The sequence below is a fragment of the Roseixanthobacter psychrophilus genome (assembly GCF_043195195.1).
GTDB lineage: Bacteria > Pseudomonadota > Alphaproteobacteria > Rhizobiales > Xanthobacteraceae > NCEH01.
The window spans coordinates 39,515-65,137 of sequence record NZ_JBAFWT010000031.1 but is presented as its reverse complement, the minus strand read 5'-3'; the positions used below and the strand labels follow the sequence as shown (position 1 = coordinate 65,137).

The window sequence follows — 25,623 nt, the reverse complement described above, 5'->3', positions numbered from 1 at the left end:
AGCGCCAATAGCAGACCTTGAATGATCGCCAAATAGCTGACGCCGCCCGCACTATCGCCGGTGGCCCATCCTGTGCCGTCCAGCGTCATCAAGCGACACTACGAGAACATGGCCGGGACCCGTTCGGCGAAGCGCAACACCATCGTGAGAGCACTCATTCCTCCTGTGCGATTTCGTGACCTTGCGAATGGGTGCAGCACAAGCGGGAGCCTCCTCCCTATGCTGGCGGTACCGCAAGCGGGCCTGTACCTGACGACGCCGAGGCGAGACTGCGGAGACCGCGGACGAGGCGATCATCGCAGGTTGAGGCGAGGACACATGGGCTGCCCGCCCATCTATGGCGCCGCCCCCGCGCCCCTTCACGGCCGTTCTGCGCGATATGCCTTGATGCGCTCGCGCAGTCCGGGGCGGCCGGCGGACGCGACCAAGGCGGCCATATCGAGCGCACGTGTATCTACTGCCGTGAGTTCCAGCAGCATCCTGCGGGACGGCGCGCCGAGGGCAGACGCACGCACCGCCGTCGCCTCGATCACCTCCGGCCACAGCTCGACCTCCGCGAGACGGGTCGCAAGACCGATCTCGTTTGCTTCTATTGCGGTAAACGCGCGGGTATCGAGCAGGAGCGAGCGGGCTGCGTCACTCCCGACGCGGGCCGAGAGACGGCGGGTTCCCAGCGCGACGCCGAAGCGCCAGCCCGGCATGCGAAAGCCCGCGTCCGGCGTCGCGATGCGCTCGGAGCACGCGCAAAATAGGTCGCAGCCGGCGCCAATGACCTTGCCCTGCGCCAGAGCCAGTGTCACGAATTTCGCATTCGCGACGGCTTGCAGCATGGTCTCGATGCGCAGGAGCTTGAACACGAGATCGCCGTCGCTCTGGGCATCGAGGTCGCCCAAGTCGAAACCGGCACAGAAATTCCGGCCGTCGCCACGAAACACCACGAGGTCCGTTCCGTCGCGGTCCGCCTCTTCGAGCCAGGCGATAATCGCCTCAACGAGGGTCGCGCTCAGCGCATTTGCCTTTTCGGGTCGCGTGAGCGTCAAATTCAGCGCTGAGCCGACGCGCTCGACGCGCAATTCGGCCGAATGAGATTCAACCATTCTCTGGATACTCCGGGTCACATCACGATTTCAGCGCGAATCTCGGCAGAATGCTCGCCGATCGTGGGGGGCGCGCGGCGGACACCGGACGTCCGACCGGATTGAACGATAGGAGAGACGACCGTCCTGGTGCGGGCCCCTCCCGGAAGCACGATGTCCTCGACGAGCTTCAGGTGAGCGACCTGTCTGTCGGCCAGCGCCTGCGAGTAGGTGTTGATCTCGGCGGATGGCACACCCGCGGCGGCGAAGCGCTCCAGCCAATGGCCGGCGGGCTGCCGGGTGAACTCGGCCTCGAGGCGATCGCGCAGCGCTTGCTGGTTCTGCGCGCGCAGAATCGAGGTGGTAAAGCGCGGGTCGCGGAGCAGATCCATCGTTCCGGCGATCTCGCAAACCTTTTCCCAGAGGCGGTTGTTGCCCGCCGCCATGGCGAACCAGCCGTCGGACGCGCGAAACGCCTGATAGGGCGCGTTGCGGGGATGGGCCGAGCCGAGCTTCTCCGGATCCGATCCGGTTCCGAAATACTGGCTGGTCTGTAGAGCGCCCACAGCGAGGGTCGCACCCATCATCGAGATGTCGAAGTGATCGCCACCAGCGCCCTCGCGCACTTTGCGCAGCCCGCAGACGACGGAGAAGGCAGCGTACAGGCCGCTCACAAAATCGCAGAGCGGTACGCCGCATTTCACCGGGGGCCCGCCCGCTTCACCCGTCACGCTCATCACACCGGCCATCGCCTGCAGGGTGAGGTCGAAGCCGCCTTCCTGCGCGCGCGGGCCGGTCTGACCGAATGCCGAGATCGAGGCGTAGACGAGGTCGGGAGCGGACTGGGACAAACTCGCATGGTCGAGTCCGTAGCGCTTCATCACGCCGGGCCTGTAGTTCTCGATCACCGCGTCGGCCGACAGCGCCAGCGCCCGCGCGGTCGCCAAATCCTTCGGATCTTTGAGATCGAGAGCAATCGAGCGCTTGTTGCGGTTCACCGATGCAAAATTTTCGCTGAAGCCGCCGGAAATCGGCGGCCATTGGCGCATGCCGTCACCCTCCGGCCGCTCGACCTTGATCACGTCCGCGCCCATGTCGGCGAGAAGCATGCCGCAGAACGGCCCGGCCGCGATCTCGCAGAATTCGACGACACGAACGCCTTCAAGAGTAAGCATAGTCTTGCCTCCGCGGATCAGTTGGACTTGCGCTCGATGCCGAACAGCCACTCGATGCCCACCAGCCGATCGCAGATGAACACCGCGCCGCAGGCGAGCAGGACGAGGACCGAGGCCGCCGCGGCCCCAAGAGAGTCGGCGTTCTGCTCGATGTAGCTGAAGAGCTGCACCGGCAGCGGCGTCGTGCGAACATCCGACAGGAACAGGGCGATGTTCACGTCGTCGAGCGAGACGATGAAGGAGAACAGCGCGCCAGCGAGCGCCGCATGGCGGATCAAGGGGAAGGTCACATACCTGAAGACCTGCACCGGATTGGCGCCGAGGATCGCCGCAGCGCGCTCCACACGCAGATCGACGCCGGTGAAGCTCGCGAGCACCAGTCGAATGACGTATGGCACCGCGATCAGCAACTGGCCGAGGGTCACGGTGATGAGCGAGGCCGGCATGTTGATCGTGTTGTAGAACTGCATGAGCGCGAGGCCGATGACGACCGTCGGCAGCATCAAAGGTGAGAGAAAAAAGGTCTGCAGCGCGCTCGACATGGTGTTGTTCATCGCGCGCAAGCCGAGCGCGGTGGCGATACCGAGTGCTGTCGACAGAAGCGCGACCGCACCACCGATCTGAAGGCTGATCCAGAGGGAGTCGCGCCACATGGGCTCGCTCATCACCTGCGCGAACCATCGCAAACTGAGCCCCGCGGGCGGGAAACTCAGAAAGTTTGAGGTGTTGAGAGCGACGATCAGCACGATGGCGATCGGCGCGATCGCCAGAGCGGAGATGATCGAGACGTAGATTGTCAGCAAGCGATCGGCGGTGCTCATGCTGCCGCCCTCCGCCCGCCTCGGCCGCCCGCAAGAAGGGTGTAGACCGCGGTGATCAAAGCAGTGGCGACCAGGAGGATCACGGCGACGGCCGAAGCGAAAGACCAGTTCAGCACGAGCAGACCTTCCTTGTAGATGAGATAGGGCATCACAGGCACCGCGGCGCCGCCGATAAGGGCAGGCGTCACGAAACCGCTTGCCGCAAGGCAGAACACGATGATCGCGCCGGATGTCACACCCGGCAGACTGAGCGGCAACGTGATGCGGAAGAAAACATCGAAGCCGTTTGCGCCAAGACTACGCGCGGCGCGGGCAAATGCCGGGTCGATCTGCTGGAGCGAGCCGGTCAGGGCGATGACCATGAACGGGAGGAAGACATGGGTCAGCGCGACGACGACGCCGGCCTCGGTATAGAGCAGCCGCCCCGCGGCCGGGGAGAAGCCCAGTTGGACCAGGGCGTTGCTGAGGATGCCATTGGGACCGAGGATGATGATCCAGCCGTAGGAGCGCACGACCGCGCTCACAAACATTGGCGCGATCACCAGGAACACGACGATTGAGCGACCCCTGCGCCAGTTCTGGCTCAGGTAGACCGCCACGGGGTAGCCGACGAGGAGGGTCATCGCCGTCGTCACGAGGCTGATGCGGACTGAGCGCCACAGCACGGAGCGGTTGAACTCATCGAGGAAGAAGTCCTCGTAGGACTCCAACGACAAGACGCCGTGAGGCGTCAGGCTCGTCCAGAACGAACCGAGCAGAGGCCACACAAACAGGATTGCGTAGACCACCACGGTCGGAGCGAGCAGCCACCAGGCGTTCAGGCTGATGCGCTGGCGGGCGGGCACCAGCGGCAGGGTCCCGGTGACGACACTCATTGCAGGGCCACCTTGGCGAGGGCCGGCGAAGATTCGCCGGGTTGCCTGCTGCCGCGCGGCAGGATTCGCGTGCACTCGGCCGGCCACGAGAGCTCGAGCATCTCGCCGATGCCTGCAACGCAACGGCGCACCGGTATGTGCGCGACGATCGTGCAGCCGTTGACATCGACGTCGAGGCGGCGGACCGCGCCGTGATAGCTTTCGCGCACGATCGTGCCGCGAACGCTGTTCTCGCCGTGATTTGCCGTGACCGAGAGGTTCTCGGGGCGGACAGCGATCGTGACCGGCTGGCCAACATCGCTCGCGCAGCCTTCTGCATGCAGATGGCCAAGGGGTGTGTCGACCACTGAGAGCCCGGCCTCCTTGCCGATGACGATGCCGTCGAAGATATTGGTCACGTCCATGAAACGCGCGCAGAAGACGGTGCGCGGGCGCTCGTAGAGCTCGGTCGGCGTCGCCATCTGCTCGACCCGGCCGGACGTCATCAGGATGATGTTATCCGCCGTGACGAGCGCCTCTTCCTGGTCGTGCGTGACAAGGATCGTGGTGATCCCGGCCTTCTTCAAGATCTGCCGCATGTCCTCCCGCATGGTCTTGCGGAGAAGCGCGTCAAGGTTTGAGAGCGGCTCGTCGAGAAGAAGGACCGAAGGGCGGACGACGAGGGCGCGAGCCAGGGCCACACGCTGCTGCTGACCTCCAGATACTTCCTTGGGGTAGCGGTGCACGACGTGGCTGAGCTGCACCATCGCCAGGGCTTCCTCGACGCGGGCATCGGTTTCCTTGCGGGAGACGCCGCGCATCTTAAGTCCGAACGCAACGTTCTTCTCGATCGTCATGTGCGGGAACAGCGCGTAGTTCTGGAACACCATCCCCATGTCGCGCTTGTTCGGCGCGACATCCGAGAGATCCCGGCCACCAACCCAGATCGAGCCTCCATCGAGCTTCAAGAAGCCCGCCATCATATTGAGCAGGGTGGTCTTGCCGCAGCCCGACGGGCCGAGCAGAGCGACGATCTCGCCGGGATTGGCGGCGAACGACACGTTGTCGACGGCCTGGTACGCACCGTAATATTTCGTAACGCCCTTGATCTCGAGGAACGGCTTCATCTCAACGTCCTCCAACCATGGCGGTCCAGCGCGATGTCAGTGCTTGCAGATCCTTGTTGATCGCCGAGATGTCGAGATGCTCGAGCTTCTCCACCTGCTCGGCGCCGTAAGGCACCTTGGCGGCGACCGCTGGATCGAGCGTGACGGTTTTGTTGACAGGGCCGAGCAGCATGGCTTCGGCGATTTGCCTCTGCGATTCCGGGCTCAGCGTGAAGTCGATGAACTTCTGCGCGAGTTCGGGATGCGGCGCGTCCTTCACGATGTCGAATTGCTGCGGGTAGAGGATTCCGCCTTCCTTCGGCAGGATCAACGCGACCGGCGCGCCCTGGTTGGCGAGGTCCGCGACGCGCGCTGAGCCGTTGAAGCCGATCCAGGCACTGCCAGTTCCGAACAGCGCGTCGATCTGAGCGGGGGGATCCACGAAGGCGAGCGCATGGGGGATCAAGGCTTTGAACTTCGCCCAGGCAGGCTCAAGCTGCTCGTTCGAGCCACCATTCAGTGCGGCGACTTTCGACAAGACAAGGTTCGTATAGCCGATCGGCATATTGTATGCGACGACGTGACCTTTATACTTTTCATCCCACAGATCTGCCCATGATGTCGGCGGGCTCCAGCCCTTCTGCTTGAACACTTCTGTGTTGTACTGGATGCCGAGCGATTGGATGCCCATGACGACCCCGATGCCGTCCGGATCCTTCGCAAACTCATAAAGATACGCGAGGTTCGGGACTTTCGTCGGATTGATCTTGGCGAAGAGGCCTTCGGCCTTGCCTTGATAATGGGTTGTATCGTTTGCCCAGATCACGTCGATCTGCGGCCGATTCTTCTGGGTCTTCACCTTGGCGAGGATCTGGTTGGACGTTCCGGTCACATAGATGACTCGGACCCCATATTTCTTCTCGAAGGCTGGAATAACGGTCGACTGAAGCGCCTTCTGCAGCGAACCGCCGAAGCCTCCGAAGACCAGCTCTTTCTCTTGGGTGGCCTCCTCGGCGCGGGCGGGATGGGCGAGATTCGCGAAGAGGGCAGCACCGGCGAGCATTGCAAAAAGCATCTTGCCGCATGCGGCGCGTCTGATTGGCGTCATGTTTTCCTCCTGAAGTCGCAGCCCGTCTTTTTTTCGCGGGCTCACGCGGTCATGGGTTACTGCGGACCGAACTCGATGCGTCTGACGTTCTCCGGATCGATGGCGCGCAGGATCGAGAGCTCTTCGTCCGTCGGCTCGGGCGTCACGGGCGCGTCGGCGAGGTTTGGAATCGTGAATCCGGTAGCGTTCGCAAGATCGTCGCGCGCGACGCCCGGATGGATGCTGTCCAGGACGAGTTCGCCGTCCTTGAACAGGAAGACGCAGAGCGGCGTGACGATCCGCTCAAGGTTGCCCTGCGACGTCACGAACTCAACCTTCTCCACGAAAATGCTCCGGGAATGGCCGGCCCGCCAGAGGATCGCGCGCTTGGCCTTCGGCAGGATCGCCGGAGCGCCTCCGCCACCGGGAAAGCGAACTTTCGGCCTGTCGCGGTCGCCGACATAGCTCGAGTTGACCCGACCCTTGGCATCGACCTGTGCCATGCCGAGAAAGGTCAGATCGATTCCGCCCCGGCCGTTGAGGCCATAGACTTCCTGATTGTCGAAAATCGAGGCCGAGCCCACTCCAAGTTCGGCGCTGGAAGTGGTGGCGATGATGCGATCGATCCGTGGGTTGACCCCGCCGCCGACGCTCACGAAATTGGCCCGCGGAGCATGGTGCTTGCGTGCGAGTGCGACAGCCGCGAGTGGCATCGGCGAGTTGACGCCGACGAAGGTCACCTCGTCGTCGCGGATGAGCCGCGCCATGGCGCAGGTCATGATATCGGCGGGTGCGTAGCGCGCGGTCATGCTGCGGCTCCGACCTGGCCATGGTCATGGGCAGCGGTCTCAGCGAGATACTGGCGGAATCCCTCAGGCGTGCGGCTCAGTTGCAGGTAGCGTCGCATCGCCGTTTCGTCGATCTCGTAGGCAGGGAAGACCGCGGTCGGCCACGCACCCATCGGCGCGTGCACCACGGCCTCGACGAACAATCCCGGCACAATCGTCATCTCGGGCTGTGCCACGAAATGCTCGGTCGGCAGGATCCTCTCGGCCGTCAGGATCACCCGCTTGGCCGCGCGCGCCATCAGGCGGTCCCAGACCGGCGTGCCGTAGATCCGAGCATTGCCGAGGACATCCGCCTCGTGGACGTGGAGGATCGCCCAGTCGGGACGAATGGCGGGCACGACCCAGGTATCCAGGCCGGTGAACGGGTCTTTCACCCGGGCGAACTCGCTGATCTCCGGAACATCGCTGCCATCGAGACCCGCGACCGCCTGGAAAGGCAGGCCGAAGGCCGCCGCCTGCAAGCTCGCCATCACGGCGGGGCATGCGTTCTCGATGACGCGGATCTCTCCCGCCTCGGCGCCGCGGCGGAAATTCGGCGCCATGCCGAACGGCTGCTCCAGCGTGGTCATCCCGGCCCGGACGCTCGCGAGTGACCCGGCGGCAGCCAGCACATCGCCGTCGTAGCCGGGCGAGGGTTTGATCAGGTGCAGGCCCTTGACGTTGTTGCGCGCGAGCTCGCGCACGAAGGCCGCGGGAATGCGCTGCGAAAGGGTTCCGCCGATGGTGACCGTCTGATCGTCGCGGACGAGCCTTGCTGCGTCCTGAAGCGTAATTTGCTTCATGTTTTCGATCCTTCTGATTGGAAGAGCGCGTTGAGATTGCGGCGCAGGATTTTACCGGTCGCATTGCGGGGTAGATCTTCCGCGAAGGCGATGCGCACGGGGACCTTGAAGTCGGCAAGATTGTCCCGACAATAACTGAGGATCTCCTCCTCAGAGACATCCTGGGAGGGCACGATGCATGCGACGACGATCTCTCCCCAGATCCGGTCCGGCATTCCACCGACAGCAACGTCGCGTACTGCGGGGTGACGACAGATCACCTCCTCAACTTCAAGCGGTGATATGTTTTCACCGCCACGAATGATGATCTCCTTCTTGCGGCCGACCAGGAAGACATGGCCGTCGGCATCGACGCGCCCGAGATCGCCCGTGCGGAGCCACCCATTTACGAGCGCCTTCTCGGTCGCCGCGTCATCTTTGTAATAGCCGAGCATCAGCGTTGGAGATCGGATCGAAAGCTCACCAACCTGGTCGGGCCCGAGCTTGCGGCCGAGATCATCGAAGGCAGCGACCTCCTGACCAGGAAGCGCTTGGCCGACCGATCCAATTTTACGCCGGCCACCGGCATAAAGGGGGTTGAGTGTGCTGGTTGCAGTGCCTTCCGTAAGACCCCAGCCTTCAATAAGAAGGTCTTGGCCAAAACGGCGCTCGAAGCGGCTCGCGAGTTCCATGGTGAGCGGCGCCGATCCGGTCTTCACAAAATCAAGCTTTACCCCTGCCGCACGCGCTTCCGCCTCGCGCTCAAGCAGGATGGCGAGCACCGTCGGCGGCGCACTGAAGCTTCTGACACCGTGGTCGGCCACCAGTTTCCAATGCTCGCGGGCACTGAACTTGCGGCAGAGCAGCACTGTTGAATGGGCAACGAAACCCGCAAGATGGCTGACAATCAGAGCATTGCAGTGGAACAGCGGCATGAAGCAGAGGGCAACATGGCTCTCGTCGAGCCGGAACGCCTGCGACAGGGCCACGCTGTCGGCCCACACATTGGCGTGGCTCAACAACACGCCCTTCGGACGGCCTGTGGTGCCGGACGTGTATATCAGGAGGATCGGCGTGGTTTCGGTCAGACCCTCGACCATGCGTCGCGAGCGCGGCTGCTCGAACAGTCGCGCTTCGCGGAGGACGGGCAGGGGCAGCCCGTCGACCGAGGCGGTACCAAGCAGGAGGATGGCGGGCTTTTCCGCCAGTCGCTGGACCGTTTCGATCGCAAGCGGCAAATATTCCGGCGTCGTGATCATCAGCTTCGGAGCGGCATGACCGACAATATACGCCACATCTTCCGCGCTGAGACGATTGTTGATCGGATTTGCGATGAGCCCAGCCTTGAACATCCCGAAATAGGCGGCAACAACGAATGGTTCATTGCCGATGAGAAGGCTGACACGATCGCCTTGCTCTAGTCGAAGCGAACCGAATAGATGAGCGAACTGGTTCGAAAGCTCATCGAGTGCGCTATAAGATATCGTCTGGCCTTCAAATATGATTGCAGCCTTGTCGCTGCGAATTTCTTGGAGCAAATCTCCAATCAGCATGTGCTCACCTCAAGTTTCGTCAGGCTCGCATTCGCCTGATAGCCCAATTTCCGCGAAATCTCCGTAGCTGCAGCTTGTATTGTTGGGGCGAGCGAGACCGCTCGTTCTGACGAGAAGCGATAGGCCGGTCCCGACACGCTCACCGCGGCGACGACGACACCGGAGCTATTGCGGATCGGCGCAGCGACGCCGACAATTTCGCCCCGGTATTCCCCGTGATTGAGCGCAAAACCTCGCGTCCGCACCTCTGCGAGTTCTTCCCGCAAGGCCTGCGGATCGGTCTTGGTTTTTGGCGTGTAAGCCGTCAGTCCACCGGCACAAATGCGCTCGATCTCCGCCTCTGGCTGGTAGGCAAGCATTGCCTTGCCGGTCGCGACGGCATGCGCAGGAAAGAAACGTCCGACTTGAATGTTCGCACGAACGGGGTTCGGGCTCTCGATGCGATCAAGATAAATGACCCGTCCGTCCACATATTCTGAAAGCTGGGAGCTTTCACCGCTGATCTCCGTCAGCTGAACAAGATGAGTGCGAGCAATATTCTTGATCTCGATAAAATCGCCGGCAATGACACCCAGTTCCCAGAGCCTTTGCCCGAGCCTGTAGCCCCCTCGCCCTCCAGGTCGCTCGACATAGCGGCGTGCCTCGAGGTTCGACACCACGCCGTGGACGGTCGCTTTGCCCAGACCAAGCTTCGCGGCGATTTCGCTGATGCTTAGGGAGTCTGCTGCATCGGCCAAAAGCTCCAGCACATCAAGGGAGGTGTTGAGGGAGTGCAGGTGTCTTTTAGGTTCAGATGTCATTTTGTTCACCACAAGTGAACGGCGTTCACCACATGTGATCTATGCTGCGTCGGTGATCGGTGCATGTCAAGTTCTGCAGGGCCGGATTGCTGACTTTCTAGCAATGGGAGTTCCGTGCTCTGGCGGGTTCCCTAAGCCAAAGACCGCCTTGATCAACAAACGCTCCGTGATCGGCAGGCGGCTCGCTGACGTCCGGCCGATGGGCGCGGCACCTTAGCCGGCCCGCTCGGTCTCTCGCGCAACATCTGGCTGAATGGCAGGTGCCAATTCCGTTCGGCCTGTGAGCTCACGCTCCTGGCGCGCCGGTGAGCTCACACTCCTTGCGATTGGCGTATCGTACGCGGGAAGATTTTGTGCGGCGTGGCTGGTGTGGATCTGAAAATGCTTGCGAGCTATGCTTGGCATGAATGTAGTTTAGCGCGAGTCTAGTGCCTCTGGCTCGGCGGCACCGTTGTTGAGAAACTTAAGTGTCCGCCGACCAGTTCGTCAGCCATGCCGCCGCCCTCAGCCAGCGTTCTCGTTGCGCCGGACTTGCTCCCAACCGGCCAACTAAGCTAGTGCAACTGAGCGCGGGGACGAGTGTCAGCCTGCAAGGCCTGCGCGATGTCTAATGGCTTGCTCGCAGCGGCGGATGGAGTTGCTTACGCCCTCCGCCCGGTTCGACGAGCGGACGTTCCGAACTTCGCCTAATGGGTCAACAGCGCACATCAGCAGGTTGAAATCCGGATTCAAACCTGCTGTGAAAACTTTAGCCTCGGACTGCCGCGTTAAGCCACTTCACCTCTTGGGAGCTGCGTTCATGAATGGATTGCGTGTTCTCGTGGCCCTCGCTGTGCTTGTCCCATCGATTTCAGCGGTCGCGCTTACTGTGGGGCGTGGTGCTCTTGCCGGGGAGGCTGGGCACGCTCAGGAGACTTCGAGCCCGCCTCTGCCGCAAGATGCCGCGAATTTGGTGCCGCTTTCCGAGGATGACGAGAGGAGTTCGCAGCAGAGCGGCTGCATGTTTTTGTTTAGCGTCTCCCCCAAGGATTATGTGCAACTGATCGACGGAGAGCTGATGTTCCGCACGCTTTCGGGACTTCACGTCTGCCACATCGCGAATGCCGACGCGTTCATGGACGCAAGGGAATCCGCAGTTTGCGATGGGATCAGCCTGAAGCTTCGGCGCACAGGACGCATCACGCACAATCCCGCCAGCGACAGCAGCACCGGGCCGGCGCAGCTATTGATCGGCCAAGGTGGGGTTTCGCGCACCCTGCGCGGCACCTGGGGCGTTGCGTGTTGAGGATGATGGCCCGAAGCGGCAAATAAGTCTTGAAGCGGCAACACCGGCGCCGCGTTCATCTATGCACCCCCCACAAGCGGACGTGGCTGAAAGCCTGCGGCCTCATCGCGCTTGCGGCGCGCGTCGGCCAGCGACCTGGGGAGAGGGACCGAAGGAAAGCTGCTTCGGCTTGCCGGAGAACCTATAGGCCAGGCGCCAGATACGGCTGCCGTTCGGACTGACCAGCACATGCAAGCCGCCGCCGTCGAATAATTTGTAAGGCTTGTCCTTCGGCTTGGCATTGCGAAGCGCGAGGCCGGTCAGCTGGAGGGGTGGCATCTCTTTTGCCGGCACGCGCGGATGCCTCCGAACATGCCTGCAAATTGATGAGATGCAACGACACGGCAACAGACGCCACGGAATGGGATTAAGTCATTGATTTAAAATGATTTTGAAGCCTTATGCGACGCCCTGAAGCGTAAGTTTGGCCTCCCGGAAGGGATTCGAACCCCTGACCCCAGGTTTAGGAAACCTGTGCTCTATCCTGCTGAGCTACCGGGAGCCCATGGCTGTTCTAACGCAAGGGCTGGCGCGTTGGAAGACGGGGGATGCGGGGTCCACATCCCAGCGCGGCCTCGCGCGCGGCCGGGCGGGGACGCGGGCAAAAAAGCGGCGGCGCGAACAAGGCCCGCGCCGCCGTCTTTACGGATGCCGTCCGCGCCGCTCAGATCCGCGCCCGCGGAAAGACCACGCTTAGATCCGCGCCCGCGGATCACGGCGGGCGAGGCGCGCGAGCAGATAATCGATCTCGGCGCGCGCCGCATCCGTCAGGGCCGCGCCTGGCTTGCGCTGGGCGTCGGAGGCGATGAAGCCGCGCTTCATCAGCACGTATTTGCGGGTTGCGAGGCCCACGCCCTGCTGCTGCTCGTAACGCACCAGCGGCAGATGGGCGTCGAATAGATCGTGCGCCTCATCCCGCTTGCCTTCCTTCTGCAGGCGCACGACATCGCCCAACATTTCCGGAAAGGCATAGCCGGTCATCGCACCGTCGGCGCCGCGCTCCATCTCGAAGTCGAGGAACAGCGCGCCATTGCCGGTGAGGATGGAGATCGGCCGCAGCGAGCCCTCCGCCTGGAACTTGCGCAGGGTCGAGATCTTCTCCAGGCCCGGCCAGTCCTCGTGCTTCAGCATCACGCAGGAGGGGTTCTCCTCGACGATCTGGCGGATCACCTTGGGGGTCATCTGCACCGTGAGGGTGAGCGGGTAGTCCTGGATCACGAACGGCACGTCGGCACCGATGGCTTCCACCGCCTGGCGGTAATAGCCGGTGATCTGGTCGTCGGTGCGCAGCGCGGGCGGCGGGGCAATCATCACGCCGGCCGCGCCCTTCTCCATCACCTGGCGCGCCAGGGAGCGCATGGCGGCAAAGCCCGGCGCGGAAACGCCGACGATCACCGGCAGCTTGCCGAAGCCGTCGATGAAGCGGGAGGTGATCGCGAGCGATTCCTCAGGCTCCAGCTTGGGCGCTTCGCCCATGATGCCGAGCACCGTGACGCCGGTCGCGCCGGCGGCGAGATAGCGCTCGATCAAGGTGTTGACCGACGCCTCGTCGATGCGGCCGTCAGCGTGGAAGGGGGTGGGTGCGATGGGAAACAGCCCGGAGGCGGTCGCGTCGAGAAGCATGGCGGTCACTCAGATGGAGGCGATCAACCCGCCATCCACGCGGATGACGGAGCCGGTCAGGTAAGAGGCGGGGGCGGAGGCGAGGAAGGCGACCACGTTGCCGTATTCCTGCGGGTCGCCGTAGCGGCCCATGGGAATGGTGCCGGTGCTCTCGGTGGAGACCTGCTCGACGCTTTTGCCTTCGCGCTTGGCCTTCTGCTCGTCCAGGAACTTGATGCGGTCGGTGGCGATGCGGCCCGGCAGCACGATGTTGGCAGTGATGCCGTCGCGCGCCACTTCGCGGGCGAGCGTCTTCGACCAGCCCACCAGCGACAGGCGCAGCGCATTGGAGATGCCGAGGTTGGGAATCGGCGCCACCACGCCCGAGGAGGTGGAGGTGACGATGCGGCCCCAGTTCTTCGCCTTCATGCCGGGCAACACCCGGTCGGTGAGGGCGATGACGGACAGCACCATCTGCTGGAAGCTCTTGCTCCACAGTGCCGGGTCCTGGCCCGCGGCCGGGGTGGGCGGGGGGCCGCCGGTGTTGTTCACCAAAATGTCGACCGAGCCGAACTTGGCCTCGATGGCGGCAATCTGGCTTTCGATCAGGGAGAGATCGGCGAGATCCCAGGCCGGGAGCGCGAAGGCGGTGCCGCCGGCGTCCGTAATGCTCGCGGCGACGCGCGCGAGGGCGCCGGCATCGATGTCGCCGAGCGCAACTTTCGCCCCTTCCCGCGCCAGCGTCGCGGCGATGGCGCTGCCGAGACCGCCGCCGGCGCCTAGCACCAGGGCGGTTTTGTCCTTAAGTCCGAGATCCATGGAAAGTCCTCATGCGGCCCCGTGACAGGGCTGGGTTGTCAGAGGCCGTCAGAGACGGGGAACCGCTCAGGTCGATCGAACCCGAGCGGATCCCACCCTAGCCGGCGATGCCGAGGCGCGCAGGCTGTGCGCCCGCCGCCACGCGTTTGAGATAGTCCGCCTTGCTGGGATGCATATGTTCCACGCACAATTGCGCCAACGCCCAGGAATCGCGTCCGCGCAAAAGCTCGATCATGGCTTCGTGCTGGCGGCGCGAGACTTCGAGCCCCTCCCGGTCGGCGAGATTCTTGGCGCGCATCGGCAGCGTCAGGCCCATGTAATCCTGCAACGAACGCACCAGATACGGATTTCCGCAGGCGGAAAAAAGGGCGATGTGGAAGGCGTCGTTGGTCTCGTGGATGCCGCGCAGATCGCCCTGCTCGGCAAAGCGGACGTAATCGGCCTGGATCGCCGTGAGCTTCTCGATCAGCTCGGCGGAGGCGGGCAGCGCGATCATGAGGGCGGCCTGACGGGTGAGCATTTCGCGCACCTCGTAGATCTGCTGCACCTCCTGCGCCGAATAGGAGCACACCGTCGCGCCGACGTTCTTCTCCCGCCGGACGATCCCGGTGCGCTCCAGATGCACCAGCGCCTGGCGCACGAAGTGCCGGCTCGCGCCGTAGCGCGCCATCAAGGTATCCTCGACCAGGCGCGAGCCCGGCCCGAAACGGCCGAAGATGATGTCCTCTTCGATGTGGCGGACGATTTCCGCCTGGCTGGCATCGCGCCCGGTGGGGAGCGGGCCTTCCGGTATCGAGCCTTCCATCATCCCCGCGCCCTCCCGTCCCAGCCGGATAGCCGGTAGCAATCCTCCACAAGGCGCAGGGTTTCAAGATTATCTTCCGGCGCGGTCTCGAACGGCGCCCCGGTTTCCAGTCCCGCAACGAAATGGGCGATGGTGCCGCTGTAGGAGCCTTGGTAGGCGACGGGCAGATCGTAGGCGCACACTTCGCCGTGCGCGCCGAAGCAGGAGAGCGTGTTGCCTTCCAGGCGGAGGGTGCCGGTCTCGCCCAGGATCTCCATCCAATCCGGCTGCGCCGGCGGCGCGCCGTGCACGGCGAAGCTCGCGAACACGCTGACGCCATTCCCCTCGGGTGTGGCAAGCTGGATCACGGCGCCGTCCTCTCCCGCCAGCACCGGGCAGGTGCGGGTCAGCGAAGCCGCCTCCACCTTCAGCGGACCGAGCAGCATGCGCAGCGTGTCGAGGTGGTGAATCAGCACTTCCGCGACCAGCATGCGCTTTTCATGGCGCATGAAGGGCTGGCGCACCAAGGCGGGATAATTGCCCTCGGCGTCGGCGATCGTTCCGCTGGTGGCGAGGATGAGGCGGGCGGCCTTCACCGTGCCGATGCGGCCCTCCCGCAGCCATCTGGCGGCATCGCGATAATAGGTCCGAAACCGCCAGTTCTCATGCACCATCAGGCGCACGGAGCCGGCGACATCGGCGACCAATTGCTCGGCTTCCGCGAGCGTCGGGGCGAGCGGCTTCTGGCACAGGATCGGCAGGCCGCGCGCGGCGACAAGGCGCACCAGTTCCGCATGCACCGCGCGCGGCGCGGCAATATCGACGGCGTCCAGCTCGGCTTCCTCCAGCATCGCCTCGGCGCTGGCGAAGATGGCGGGAATGTCGAACTGCGCGGCGCGTTCGGCGGCCCGTTCCGGCGAGGGATCGGCGATGGCCACCACGCGCGCCCGGCCGGCCAGTTCCCGCCAGCCCGCAAGATGATATTGCGTGACCCAGCCGGCGCCGATCAGGCCGATGCGAAGCTCCCGGCTCACTGCAAGCCTCGCGCGGCCAGGAGCGCGCCTTGCGCATTGCTTTCGCCGGGGACCGCCCGGCCGGTTTCGGCATCGAACAGATAGGCGGCGCTGGCGGCGAAGGCGAGATCGACCTCATCCCCCGGACGCATCATGACATTGCGCGGCAGGCGCGCAGTGCATTCCCCGAGCGGGGTTTCCAGCACGACCAGGGTTTCCGCGCCCAGCGGCTCGATGGCGAACGCCTTGCCGCGAATGCGGCCGCGCAGGCCCTCTCCTGCCGCAGCGGGGTCGAGATGCAGGTCTTCCGCGCGCACGCCAAAGGTAATCTTGCGGTCGGCATAGGGGGCCAGCGCCGCGGCGCTCCAGCGGGTCAGCGGCGCGTGGAATGCCCCCTCGTCAAGCAGGAAGCCCTCGCCCTCACGCCGCAGTGGCGCGGTGAAGAGGTTCATCGGCGGCGAGCCCAGGAAGCGGGCGACGAAAGTGTCGGCCGGTTCCCAATAGACCTCCAGCGGCGCGCCGATCTGCGCCACCTTCCCGCCGTTCATCACGCAGATGCGCGTGCCCATGGTCATGGCTTCCACCTGATCGTGGGTCACGTAGATCATGGTGGAGCCGAGGCGGTGATGCTGCTTGATCAATTCGTTGCGGGTGTTGACCCGCAGCGCGGCGTCGAGGTTGGACAAGGGCTCGTCGAACAGGAACACCATGGGCTCGCGCACCATGGCGCGGCCGAGCGCGACGCGCTGGCGCTGACCACCGGAGAGCGCGCTCGGCTTGCGCTCCAGCAGCGCGCCGAGGCCGAGGATATCGGCGGCCTCCTTCACCCGCCGCGCAATTTCGGCGGAATTCACCTTGCGCCGGCGCAGGCCGAACGCGAGGTTCTCGCCCACGCTCATGTGTGGATAGAGGGCATAGGATTGGAACACCATGGCGATGTCGCGATCTTTCGCGGCAACGTTGTTCACCACCCGCCCGTCGATGGACAAGGTGCCCTCGCTGATGGCCTCAAGGCCGGCGACCATGCGCAGGGTGGTGGACTTGCCGCAGCCCGACGGCCCGAGCAGCACCATGAACTCCCCGTCGCGAATGTGCAGGTCCACATGGTCCACGGCATACTGGCTGGTGCCGTAGCGCTTGCAGAGCTTGTCGAGAATGACGACCGACATTGCGCTTTACCCTTACTTGACCGCGCCGGCAGTCATGCCGCGGATGAGTTTTTCCGAGAAGAAGATGTAGGCGATGATCACCGGCACCACCGAGATCATGACGCCCGCCGCGATCATGCCGATGTCCTGGAAATGATCGCCCATGAAGGCGCGGATGCCGATCGGCAGCGTGCGCTTGTCGGGATCGGTGATGAGCACCACCGCGAACAGGAACTCGTTCCAGAGCTGGATGAAGTTCAGGATCAGCGTGGTGGCGATCGCCGGCATGCCGATGGGCAGCACGATACGGCGAAAGATCTCGATATCGCCGTATCCGTCCATCTTCGCCGCATCGAACAGGTCCTGCGGGATGCGGGCGAAGAAGCCCTCCAGCAGATAGACCGTCAGGGGAAGTTGAAGCGAGATATAGACCAGGCTCAACCCGAGCAGGCTGTTGTAGAGATTATAGTCCACCAGGATCTGGTACAGCGAGATCAAGGTGATCTGCGGGGGGAAGATGATGGACGAGAACAGCACCGCATAGATCAGCCGGTTGCCACGGAACCGGTAGCGCGCCAGCGCATGGGCCGCCGCCGCACCCACCAGGGTGACGACCGCGACCGCGCCCACCACCACCAGGGTGGAGTTCCAGAAATAGGTGGCGAAATTGGAATCCACCCAGGCGATGCGGAACTGCTCCCAATGGAACGGGCTCGGCCAGGCGTAATGGTCGAGGCTGATCTCGCCTGTCGTGCGCACCGACATGGTGGCGAGCCACAGGAACGGGCCGAGCGTGTAGATGGTATAGGCGCCGATGACCAACGCCAGCCCACCCCGCGCGAACAGGCGCGGCAAGGGGGTGGCGCCGGCGTCGCGGGCGCCGAGCATGGAAAAGAGGGCCATGGTCAGTATTCCAGCCTGTCCTTGGAGGCGAGCACCCGGTTCAGAATGACCACGGCGGCGCACACCACGCCGAACCACACCGCCGCGATGGCGGAGGGATAGCCGAGATCGAACGTGTTCCAGTTGAACGCCCGCTTGTAGACATAGGTCGAGACGGTCTCGGTGGCCCAGAGCGGGCCGCCGCCGGTCATGATCCAGACCAAATCGAAGATCTTCATCTTGCCGATGAAGGCGAGGATGTAGAGGTTCAGCAACGTCGGCCGCAACATGGGCACGATGACGTGCCGCAACTTGGCGCCCCAGCCGCAATTGTCGAGGTCCGCCGCCTCCAGCACTTCGCGCGGCAGCGAGTGGATGGCGGCAAGGCAGACCACCATGTTGAACCCGGCCCATTTCCAGGCGTGGGTCACGATCAGCGCGCCGAGCGCGAGATTGGGGTCGCCGAGCCAGGATTGCGCCAGCGCGCCCAGGCCCACCGCGCGGAGCAGCTCGTTGAGGATGCCCCAGTCATAATTGTAGATCCACATCCACAGGATCGCGACGACCACATAGGACAGGAGCACCGGCGTGAACCATGCGACCCGCAGAAAACGGGCGAACGGCACGCCGGCGTAGAGGGCCAGCGCCAGCAGCAGGCCGGTGGAAACGTCGAGGATCGGCGCGATGAAGGACCACACGAAGGTGTTGCGCACGGCGACCCAGAAGGTCTCGTCCGACATCAGCGCGCGGTAATTGTCGAGGCCGACGAAGGTCGCGTCGAGCCCTTCGATGGTGAAGAAGCTGTCATAGATGGTGCGGAAGGCCGGATAGGCCGTCAGCCCCACGTAAATCGCCAGCGCGGGCACCAGGAAGATCACGAGCACGGGCCATGAGGTCCGGCGTGGGTCCGCCACCGAGCCGGGCGACTTGACGTCGTCCGACCGGGCCAGTGTGGAAGTCATCGTCACGTCCTCAGACATGCACCCTCACCCTTTGAAGCAGGCGGCGTTCATCTTGTCGGCGGCGTCCTGCACGCTGATGAGGCCGGCCGGGAAGGCGTTGTTCATCACCTGCGTATAGGTATCGGCACACTTGGCGCGGTAGTGGAACAGCGGCGTGCCGAAGAAATACTTCACGCCCTTGTTGCGCGCGTTCAGCTCGGCGAAATAGTCCGCATGCGCGCTCTTGATCTTGCTGGGATCGGAGGCAAGGCCGGTCTGGAGCGAAACCTGCTCCATCCACTTGGTGCCGTTGTCGCGGGTGGCCATGGACTTCAGCAAGGCGCCGGCGCAGTCCTTGTTCTTACCCTTGGAATACATCACAAAGCTGCCGGCGACGGCGAGCGTCTTGCACTCGGGGCACTTGCCGCCATCCATGGCGGGGAACTGCATGATGCCGAGCGGGAAGTTGGCCGGCATGCCGCCGCTTTCCGGCGCGGCGAAGGCGCGGCCCGTGAACCAGCTCGGATCGGGGAAGGTGAGCGAGCCCGGGGTATTGTAGAAATAGAAGTGGGATTCGCCGAGCTTCAGCGTGGAGAAGCTCTTGGGATAGGCGCCGGCATCCACCAGCCCCTTGACCCAGTCCATCACTTCGATGACGCGCGGATCCTTGTAGGAGAGCGTGCCGTCCAGCAGCTTGCCGTAATCGTCGGGGCCGAGCTTGCGCAGCAGCGCTTCATAGAGCACGAGGCCGCCGGGGAACGGACGATCGCCGACGCCCTGCGAGATCGGCGTGATGCCGGCGGCGACGCCCTTCTTCACCAGGTCCGTGAACTGGGCCTGGGAGAGCTGGAAATTGGCCGGCACGTCGACGCCGACCTTCTTCACCAGATCCTTGTTGTAATAAAGCTCGACCGTATAGGCCTCGACCGGCAGGCCGTAGACCTTGCCCTTGGAGGTCCAGGCGGGCTTCGCCCAGTCTTCGTGACCGGCAAGGTCGATATAGCCGTCGAGCGGCTCCAGGAACCCGCCCGCGAGGAACTCCGGCTGGTCCGGCTCGAGATAGAAGATGTCGGGCGCCTGCCCGGTGCGCACGGCCGACTTGGCCTGCGTGTAGATATCGGCCTTGGGAATGAAGCTCAGCTTCACCGAGCACTTCGGATTTGCCTCTTCGAATTCCTTGACCCGGGCGGTGACCCAGTCCTTTTTCGCCGGCTCGTCGGGCCAGTTGCTCCACATGTTGATCTGCGTGGGCTGCGCCAGGGCAGGCCCCACACATCCTAGCGCCAAAGTCGCTCCCGCGATCGCGCACCCGAATTGACCCCATCTCATCGGCATGTCCTCCCTAGGTTTGTTTTGCCCGGAAGGTGGACTGCGTGCCGCAAGATTGTCAATAATGATTCCTAATTTCGGGGACAAATATGCGAAGCCCGCCATAGTCCTCTAAAATTATTGACAATGTTGAGGCCACCGATAGGGTGCCCGCTGGGTCGGCGCGACAGATCGGCCAATGGGAGACGAGGCATGGCCAAGGGGCTGCGCAAAGGATTGACGAGCTATGGGGACGAAGGATTTGCGCTGTTCCTGCGCAAGGCCTTCATCAAGGCGATGGGCTATTCGGACGATGCCCTCGATCGTCCGATCATCGGCATCACCAATACCTATAGCGACTACAATCCCTGCCACGGCAACGTGCCGGCATTGGTGGAAGCGGTTAAACGCGGCGTCATGCTTGCGGGCGGCATGCCCATGGTGTTCCCGACCATCTCGATCCACGAAAGCTTCGCCCACCCCACCTCCATGTTCCTGCGCAATCTCATGGCCATGGACACGGAAGAGATGATCCGCGCCCAGCCCATGGACGCGGTCGTGGTGATCGGCGGCTGCGACAAGACCCTGCCGGCCCAGATCATGGCGGCGGTCAGCGTCGATCTGCCCACCGTGGTTATTCCGGTCGGCCCCATGGTGGTCGGCCATCACAAAGGCGAGGTGCTCGGCGCCTGCACCGATTGCCGCCGCCTGTGGAGCGCCCATCGCGCCGGCGAAATCGACGCTGTGGAGATCGAGACCGTCAATTCCCGTTTGGCGCCGTCCGTCGGCACCTGCATGGTGATGGGCACGGCCTCCACCATGGCCTGCATCACCGAGGCCATGGGCCTTTCCCTCCCCATGAGCGCGACCATTCCCGCCCCCCATGCCGAGCGCATTCGGCTCGCCGAGGAAAGCGGGCGCGTGGCGGCGCAGATGGCGGTGGCGGACGGCCCGCGGCCGAGCGAACTGCTCACCCCCACCGCCTTCCGCAACGCCGCCGTGGTGCTCCAGGCCATCGGCGGCTCCACCAACGGCATCATCCATCTCACCGCCATCGCCAATCGCACCAAATACGGGTTCGACCTCGACACGCTCGACGAGTTGGGCCGCACGGTGCCGGTGCTGGTGGATCTCAAGCCCTCCGGCGCCCATTACATGGAGCATTTCCACCATGCCGGAGGCCTGCCCAAGCTCTTGAAGCAATTGGGTGATCTGATCGATCTCGACGCCCCCACCCTCACCGGCGGGACGCTTGGCGACGTGGTCGCCCGCGCCGAGGAGGTTCCGGGGCAGGATGTGATTCGCTCGCGCGACAATCCCATCAAGGCCGAAGGGTCCATGGCGGTGCTCTATGGCAATCTCGCCCCGCGCGGCGCCATCATCAAGCAGGCGGCCGCGACGGCGGGGCTGCTGCAGCACACCGGCCGGGCCGTGGTGTTCGAATCGGTGGAGGACATGGCCGCGCGCGTGGACGATCCCAATCTGGACGTGACGCCGCAGGATGTGCTGGTGCTGCGCAACACCGGCCCGAAGGGCGCGCCGGGCATGCCGGAGGCTGGCTATCTGCCGATCCCGAAGAAGCTCGCCCGCCAGGGCGTGAAGGACATGGTGCGCATTTCCGACGCGCGCATGAGTGGCACCGCCTTCGGCACCATCGTGCTGCACATGACGCCCGAATCCGCCGCCGGCGGTCCCCTCGGCCTGGTGAAGACCGGCGACAGCATCCGCCTGGACGTGGAAGGCCGGCGCATCGACCTTCTGGTGGACGAGGCCGAGCTGGACGCCCGGCGCGCCGCCCTCGCGCTGCTGCCGGCCCCTCTCCTGCCCGAACGCGGCTATGCGCGCCTGTTCGCGGATCGGGTGTTGCAAGCCGACGAAGGCTGCGACTTCGACTTCCTGCGCCGGACCGGCGTTGGATGAGCACCGACGAAGCGGAAGGGGCAGGCGCGGCGCAGGCGCCGCTCTGCCTGCCGCCCCGCGCCCCCGATCGCACGCCCGCCTTCGCGCTGCCTGAGGGCACCTGCGACTGCCACATGCACGTGTTCGGACCGCGGGCGGATTATCCCCTCTCGGCGGTTCGCAACTACACGCCGCAGCTCTGCACGCTCGACGATTATCTCAAGGTGATGGCCCATGCGGGCATCGCGCGGGCGGTGCTGATCCAGCCCAGCGTCTACGGCACCGACAACCGCGCCCAGCTCGACGCCCTGGCGCGGGCACCCGACCGGTTCCGCGCCGTGGTGGTGGTGGAGCCGCACACTGACGATGCCGCGCTTGCCGCGCTCCATGCCAAAGGGGTGCGCGGCATCCGCGTCAATGCCCGCAATCCCGGCGGCCTGAAGCTGGAGGACGTGCCGCAATTGGCCGCCCGCATCGCCCCGCTCGGCTGGCACATCCAGCTCCAGACCTCCCTGGAGCGCCTCGCCGAACTCGACGATCTGTTTCGCATGGTGCCCGTGCCGCTGGTGGTGGACCATTTCGGCCTGCCCGATCCCCGGCTCGGCACCGCGAGCAAACCCTTCGTCCATCTGCTGCGGCTCTTGGAGAGCGGCCGGCTGTGGCTAAAACTCTCCGCGCCCTATCGCGCCAGCCGGATCGGCGCGCCCTACGACGATCTGCTGCCCCTGGTGGAGGCCCTGGTGGCCGCCCGACCGGACCGGCTGCTCTGGGCGAGCGACTGGCCCCATTCCGAGCTGTGGGATGCCATGCCCGACACCGCCGATCTGGTCGATCTCGTCGCCCGCTGGCTGCCGACGGACGATCTGCGGCGGCAGGTTCTGGTGGACACGCCCGCCCGCCTCTATTTTGCGTGACCGCGCCCGCGTCGAAACGCCCGGCGTTTGGATACCGCGAACACGGATGCAGAAGTTCTCGCGGAATTTGCTTTTTCGCGCGGCGAAGAGCGTGAACAACAGACAATTATCCGCTGTTCTTCTTCGCTAAATCATTGTTTCACGTGAAACATTTTCTCGCAAACAGCGCCGCTGCACGGGTCTTGGCGAATTCTAATCCACGTCCTTGCCGTTCCAGCGCTTGGTCGCGGGCGATTGAATGCCGAACAGGTCGAGCGCCCGCGAGACGGTCTGGGTGACGATGTCATCCACCGAGGTCGGCCGGTGATAGAAGGCCGGGACAGGGGGCATGATGATGGCGCCGTTGCGCGTCGCCTGGGCCATCAGCTCGATATGTCCGGCGTGAAGCGGCGTTTCCCGCAGCAGCAGCACCACGCGCCGCCGCTCCTTCAGGCACACGTCCGCCGCCCGCACCACCAATTCCTCATTGAAGCAATTGGCGATGCCGCTGAGCGTCTTGATGGAGCACGGCGCCACCAGCATCCCGTCGGTGACGAACGACCCCGACGAGAGGTTCGCGCCGATGTCCTTGGGATTATGGACATAATTCGCCAGTTCCTTGACCGCGTCCGGCGTCATGTCGGTTTCCGCGAGGACCGTGCGCACACCGGAGGATGTCAGGATCAGATGGGTCTCCACATCCGCCATCTGCTGGAGCAATTGAAGCGCGCGGATGCCGTAGATCGCACCCGAGGCGCCGGTGAGGGCGATGATCAAACGGCGCATCAATGGCTCTCGTCTTTAGGATGGAACGATGCCGGCAGGACGGCGATGGCATTGGCGATGGCTGCGACGTCGGCGCGTTCCTGATCGTCCGCGGTCCGCCCGGCGGCCTGCGCCACCACCTCCAGCATCGCCGCTTCGGCAAGGTGAAGCGGCGCTGCCGGCGAGACGAGAAGGGCAAGTCCCCGGCCGTAACCATCGAGCTCATCCAGCTCGACGATTTCCGCTTCGATTTCAATGGCCTGGACCTTGGAGCGCAGCATCGCCGAGCGCTCACCGGGCGCGGGGGGCGGGCCGGTCTTCAGCCTCCGCCGCACCGCGCGCAGGGGAAGCACGACCTCCCGGTGCCAGGCCGCGACGTGGGCCTCGGCAGCCATCGCCGTATCCGACGACAGCTCGCGCCGACGGCAGCCGCCGAACCAGGCCGCGAACAGCAGGAGGTTCACGTTGAGGCCGGCCTTCTCCTGCAGCCGCAGGCATGCGGCCGAGACGCCCTCGCGGCCATACAGGTCCAGCGCGAAGGTCTTGAGCGAGGTGTCCTCCATCACTCACCCGCCACCCGGCGTCGACGTCGGCACGTCGCGCACCGACCAGGATGTGAACCGACGCTCCCAGAGATCGAACAACGCGTACATGCCGATCCCCATTCCCCCCACGACCACCAGGGCGGCGAACACCAGCGGCATGTTGAAATTGGAGCTTGCCACCAGCATCACATTGCCGATTCCGGTATTTCCGCCAATGATTTCGGCAATCACCGAGCCGACGAATGACAGGGTGATGGCGATCTTGAGGGAGGCAAAGAAATACGGCAGGGAGCGGGGAAAGCCGATCTTCAGAATCATGTCCCGCCGCGAGCCGCCCAGCGAGCGCATCAGTTCGGTCAGTTCCGGCTCGATGGTCGCGAAGGCGAGCGCCACATTGGCCACCACCGGGAAGAACGACAGCATGAAGGCGGTGATCACGGCCGGAATGAAGCCGAGGCCGAACCACACCACCAGGATCGGCACCAGCGCCGCCTTGGGCACGCTGTTGAAGGCGACGATCACGGGATAGACGGCGCAATAGGCAAGACGCGAAGAGCCGACGATGATCCCGAGGCCGAGCCCGAATACCACAGCGATCGCAAACCCCACCACGGTGGTCGTCAGCGTGGCGAGTCCATTCGTCATCAGCGGATAGCGATATTGGTAGAGCGCCCGGAGCGTCTCCCCGGGGGGTCGGAAGGATATAGGCCTTCACGTCGAACACGACGATGACCAGCCACCACAGCAGCACCAGGACCAGCGTCGTGATCCAGGGGGCGATCCGTTCAAGGGCCTTGGAACTCATGGGGTTTTCCCCTCGCTGATGGCTTGGCGCAGTTCGTGGACCACATCCACGAACGCCGGTTCGAAGGTGGTCTCCAGGGTGCGCGGGCGACCGAGATCCACACTCCGGTTCCGGATCATGCGGCCCGGCCGGGACGACATGACGTGCACGGTCTGGGCAAGGTAAACCGCCTCGCGCAGCTCATGGGTCACCAATATGATGGTGCACTTGCGGAACAGCCAAAGGTCCTGCAGCACCGACCACAAATCTTCCCGCGTAAACGTATCCAGTGCAGCGAAGGGTTCGTCGAGCAGAAGGATGGAGGGCTCGTGAATCAAAGCGCGGCACAATTGCGCGCGTTGCTGCATGCCGCCGGAAAGCTGCCACGGCATGCGGTCGGCAAAGCCGGTGAGGCCGACTTTTTCCAACAGGGCGTCGACCTTGGCGCGGTTTTTCTCCCGGTCCTGCCGCAAGGTGCGCCGGTGCGGCTCGACAATTTCGAGCGGCAGCATGATGTTCTCGCGGATCGTCCGCCACGGCAGCAGGGTGGCGTTCTGGAACGCCATGCCCACTGTCTTGAGGGGCTGCGTCACCTCCTGGCCGGCGACCCGCACCTGTCCCGCGCTCGGCTTCACAAGCCCGGCTATCAGCTTGAGAAGAGTTGACTTTCCACACCCGCTCGGCCCCACGAGGGCGACGAATTCGCCGAGCTCGATATCGAAGTTGGCACCCGAGACCGCCAAGGTCCCGGTGGCCGAAGACCCGTATCTGAGATCGACGTTTCTGATTTCGATGAAGCTCATCCGACTTGGACCCTCGACCCGTGAGCCTGATA

Annotated in this window: 26 protein-coding genes and 1 tRNA gene; 3 read left to right on the top strand and 24 right to left on the bottom strand. The window is 64.1% G+C overall.

Features of this window, described 5'->3' with window-relative positions:
- Positions 1–359 precede the first annotated feature (359 nt).
- From V5F77_RS21690 to V5F77_RS21645, 10 genes are read right to left on the bottom strand one after another with little or no spacing between them, the layout of a single operon-like run.
- Entirely contained in the window at positions 360–1,097 is a 738-nt protein-coding gene (locus V5F77_RS21690) for an enoyl-CoA hydratase/isomerase family protein (RefSeq protein WP_429007431.1), read from the bottom strand.
- A 17-nt stretch (positions 1,098–1,114) separates the two neighbouring features.
- Complete coding sequence (locus tag V5F77_RS21685; RefSeq protein ID WP_429007430.1) at positions 1,115–2,302, bottom strand: CaiB/BaiF CoA transferase family protein; 1,188 nt, start codon at positions 2,300–2,302, stop codon at positions 1,115–1,117.
- A complete protein-coding gene (locus tag V5F77_RS21680; RefSeq protein WP_429007429.1) occupies positions 2,269–3,072 on the bottom strand; it encodes an ABC transporter permease in 804 nt (267 codons plus the stop codon). Before V5F77_RS21680 ends, V5F77_RS21685 begins: the two co-directional genes overlap by 34 nt.
- The gene (locus tag V5F77_RS21675; RefSeq protein ID WP_429007428.1) at positions 3,069–3,947 is read right to left on the bottom strand and encodes an ABC transporter permease; all 879 of its coding nucleotides are present in this window, start codon (positions 3,945–3,947) and stop codon (positions 3,069–3,071) included. The genes V5F77_RS21680 and V5F77_RS21675 overlap by 4 nt, the downstream gene beginning before the upstream one ends.
- Entirely contained in the window at positions 3,944–5,053 is a 1,110-nt protein-coding gene (locus tag V5F77_RS21670) for an ABC transporter ATP-binding protein (protein WP_429007427.1), read from the bottom strand. Before V5F77_RS21670 ends, V5F77_RS21675 begins: the two co-directional genes overlap by 4 nt.
- Position 5,054: 1 nt before the next feature.
- Positions 5,055–6,185 carry an ABC transporter substrate-binding protein gene (locus tag V5F77_RS21665; RefSeq protein ID WP_429007426.1) on the bottom strand — a complete coding sequence of 377 codons (1,131 nt, stop codon included), beginning with the start codon at positions 6,183–6,185 and terminating at the stop codon, positions 5,055–5,057.
- An 11-nt stretch (positions 6,186–6,196) separates the two neighbouring features.
- Positions 6,197–6,928 (bottom strand): CoA-transferase subunit beta, encoded by a 732-nt coding sequence (locus V5F77_RS21660; protein ID WP_429007425.1) that lies wholly within the window; start codon positions 6,926–6,928, stop codon positions 6,197–6,199.
- Complete coding sequence (locus V5F77_RS21655; RefSeq protein ID WP_429007424.1) at positions 6,925–7,749, bottom strand: CoA transferase subunit A; 825 nt, start codon at positions 7,747–7,749, stop codon at positions 6,925–6,927. Before V5F77_RS21655 ends, V5F77_RS21660 begins: the two co-directional genes overlap by 4 nt.
- The gene (locus V5F77_RS21650) at positions 7,746–9,281 is read right to left on the bottom strand and encodes a class I adenylate-forming enzyme family protein (protein ID WP_429007423.1); all 1,536 of its coding nucleotides are present in this window, start codon (positions 9,279–9,281) and stop codon (positions 7,746–7,748) included. Before V5F77_RS21650 ends, V5F77_RS21655 begins: the two co-directional genes overlap by 4 nt.
- On the bottom strand, positions 9,275–10,081 hold the full coding sequence (locus V5F77_RS21645; protein WP_429007422.1) for an IclR family transcriptional regulator: 807 nt from the start codon (positions 10,079–10,081) through the stop codon (positions 9,275–9,277). The genes V5F77_RS21650 and V5F77_RS21645 overlap by 7 nt, the downstream gene beginning before the upstream one ends.
- A 799-nt stretch (positions 10,082–10,880) precedes the next feature.
- Between V5F77_RS21645 and V5F77_RS21640 the strand changes: the two genes are divergently transcribed.
- Complete coding sequence (locus V5F77_RS21640) at positions 10,881–11,366, top strand: hypothetical protein (protein ID WP_429007421.1); 486 nt, start codon at positions 10,881–10,883, stop codon at positions 11,364–11,366.
- A 102-nt stretch (positions 11,367–11,468) separates the two neighbouring features.
- Here the strand turns inward: V5F77_RS21640 and V5F77_RS21635 are convergent, their stop codons facing one another.
- The 10 genes from V5F77_RS21635 to V5F77_RS21590 form a co-directional block, all read right to left on the bottom strand.
- Positions 11,469–11,684 carry an Arm DNA-binding domain-containing protein gene (locus V5F77_RS21635; RefSeq protein ID WP_429007420.1) on the bottom strand — a complete coding sequence of 72 codons (216 nt, stop codon included), beginning with the start codon at positions 11,682–11,684 and terminating at the stop codon, positions 11,469–11,471.
- Positions 11,685–11,830: 146 nt separating this feature from the next.
- A tRNA-Arg gene (locus tag V5F77_RS21630) sits at positions 11,831–11,907 on the bottom strand.
- 191 nt (positions 11,908–12,098) lie between these two features.
- Positions 12,099–13,028, bottom strand: coding sequence for a dihydrodipicolinate synthase family protein (locus V5F77_RS21625; RefSeq protein ID WP_429007419.1), 930 nt, complete (start codon positions 13,026–13,028; stop codon positions 12,099–12,101).
- Positions 13,029–13,037: 9 nt separating this feature from the next.
- Positions 13,038–13,826, bottom strand: a complete 789-nt coding sequence (locus V5F77_RS21620; RefSeq protein WP_429007418.1) for an SDR family oxidoreductase — start codon at positions 13,824–13,826, stop codon at positions 13,038–13,040.
- A 97-nt stretch (positions 13,827–13,923) separates the two neighbouring features.
- Entirely contained in the window at positions 13,924–14,634 is a 711-nt protein-coding gene (locus tag V5F77_RS21615) for a GntR family transcriptional regulator (RefSeq protein ID WP_429007417.1), read from the bottom strand.
- Positions 14,631–15,644 carry a Gfo/Idh/MocA family protein gene (locus V5F77_RS21610; protein WP_429007416.1) on the bottom strand — a complete coding sequence of 338 codons (1,014 nt, stop codon included), beginning with the start codon at positions 15,642–15,644 and terminating at the stop codon, positions 14,631–14,633. Before V5F77_RS21610 ends, V5F77_RS21615 begins: the two co-directional genes overlap by 4 nt.
- Positions 15,641–16,792: an ABC transporter ATP-binding protein gene (locus V5F77_RS21605; protein WP_429007415.1), complete on the bottom strand. Its 1,152-nt coding sequence runs from the start codon at positions 16,790–16,792 to the stop codon at positions 15,641–15,643. Before V5F77_RS21605 ends, V5F77_RS21610 begins: the two co-directional genes overlap by 4 nt.
- Before the next feature lie 12 nt (positions 16,793–16,804).
- Complete coding sequence (locus V5F77_RS21600; RefSeq protein ID WP_429007414.1) at positions 16,805–17,674, bottom strand: carbohydrate ABC transporter permease; 870 nt, start codon at positions 17,672–17,674, stop codon at positions 16,805–16,807.
- Positions 17,675–17,676: 2 nt separating this feature from the next.
- Complete coding sequence (locus V5F77_RS21595; RefSeq protein WP_429007413.1) at positions 17,677–18,615, bottom strand: carbohydrate ABC transporter permease; 939 nt, start codon at positions 18,613–18,615, stop codon at positions 17,677–17,679.
- Positions 18,616–18,639: 24 nt separating this feature from the next.
- Entirely contained in the window at positions 18,640–19,923 is a 1,284-nt protein-coding gene (locus tag V5F77_RS21590; protein ID WP_429007412.1) for an ABC transporter substrate-binding protein, read from the bottom strand.
- A 192-nt stretch (positions 19,924–20,115) separates the two neighbouring features.
- Here V5F77_RS21590 and V5F77_RS21585 point away from each other — a divergent pair, with 192 nt between their 5' ends.
- Positions 20,116–21,822 carry an IlvD/Edd family dehydratase gene (locus V5F77_RS21585; protein ID WP_429007411.1) on the top strand — a complete coding sequence of 569 codons (1,707 nt, stop codon included), beginning with the start codon at positions 20,116–20,118 and terminating at the stop codon, positions 21,820–21,822.
- The gene (locus V5F77_RS21580) at positions 21,819–22,715 is read left to right on the top strand and encodes an amidohydrolase family protein (protein ID WP_429007410.1); all 897 of its coding nucleotides are present in this window, start codon (positions 21,819–21,821) and stop codon (positions 22,713–22,715) included. Before V5F77_RS21585 ends, V5F77_RS21580 begins: the two co-directional genes overlap by 4 nt.
- Before the next feature lie 192 nt (positions 22,716–22,907).
- Here the strand turns inward: V5F77_RS21580 and V5F77_RS21575 are convergent, their stop codons facing one another.
- From V5F77_RS21575 to V5F77_RS21560, 4 genes are all read right to left on the bottom strand, one after another.
- Positions 22,908–23,480 (bottom strand): UbiX family flavin prenyltransferase, encoded by a 573-nt coding sequence (locus V5F77_RS21575; protein WP_429007409.1) that lies wholly within the window; start codon positions 23,478–23,480, stop codon positions 22,908–22,910.
- A complete protein-coding gene (locus V5F77_RS21570; protein ID WP_429007433.1) occupies positions 23,480–24,022 on the bottom strand; it encodes a TIGR02444 family protein in 543 nt (180 codons plus the stop codon). Before V5F77_RS21570 ends, V5F77_RS21575 begins: the two co-directional genes overlap by 1 nt.
- A 3-nt stretch (positions 24,023–24,025) precedes the next feature.
- Positions 24,026–24,649 carry an ABC transporter permease gene (locus V5F77_RS21565; protein WP_429007408.1) on the bottom strand — a complete coding sequence of 208 codons (624 nt, stop codon included), beginning with the start codon at positions 24,647–24,649 and terminating at the stop codon, positions 24,026–24,028.
- A gap of 156 nt (positions 24,650–24,805) precedes the next feature.
- Positions 24,806–25,591, bottom strand: coding sequence for an ABC transporter ATP-binding protein (locus V5F77_RS21560; protein ID WP_429007407.1), 786 nt, complete (start codon positions 25,589–25,591; stop codon positions 24,806–24,808).
- Between the last annotated feature and the right edge of the window lie 32 nt (positions 25,592–25,623).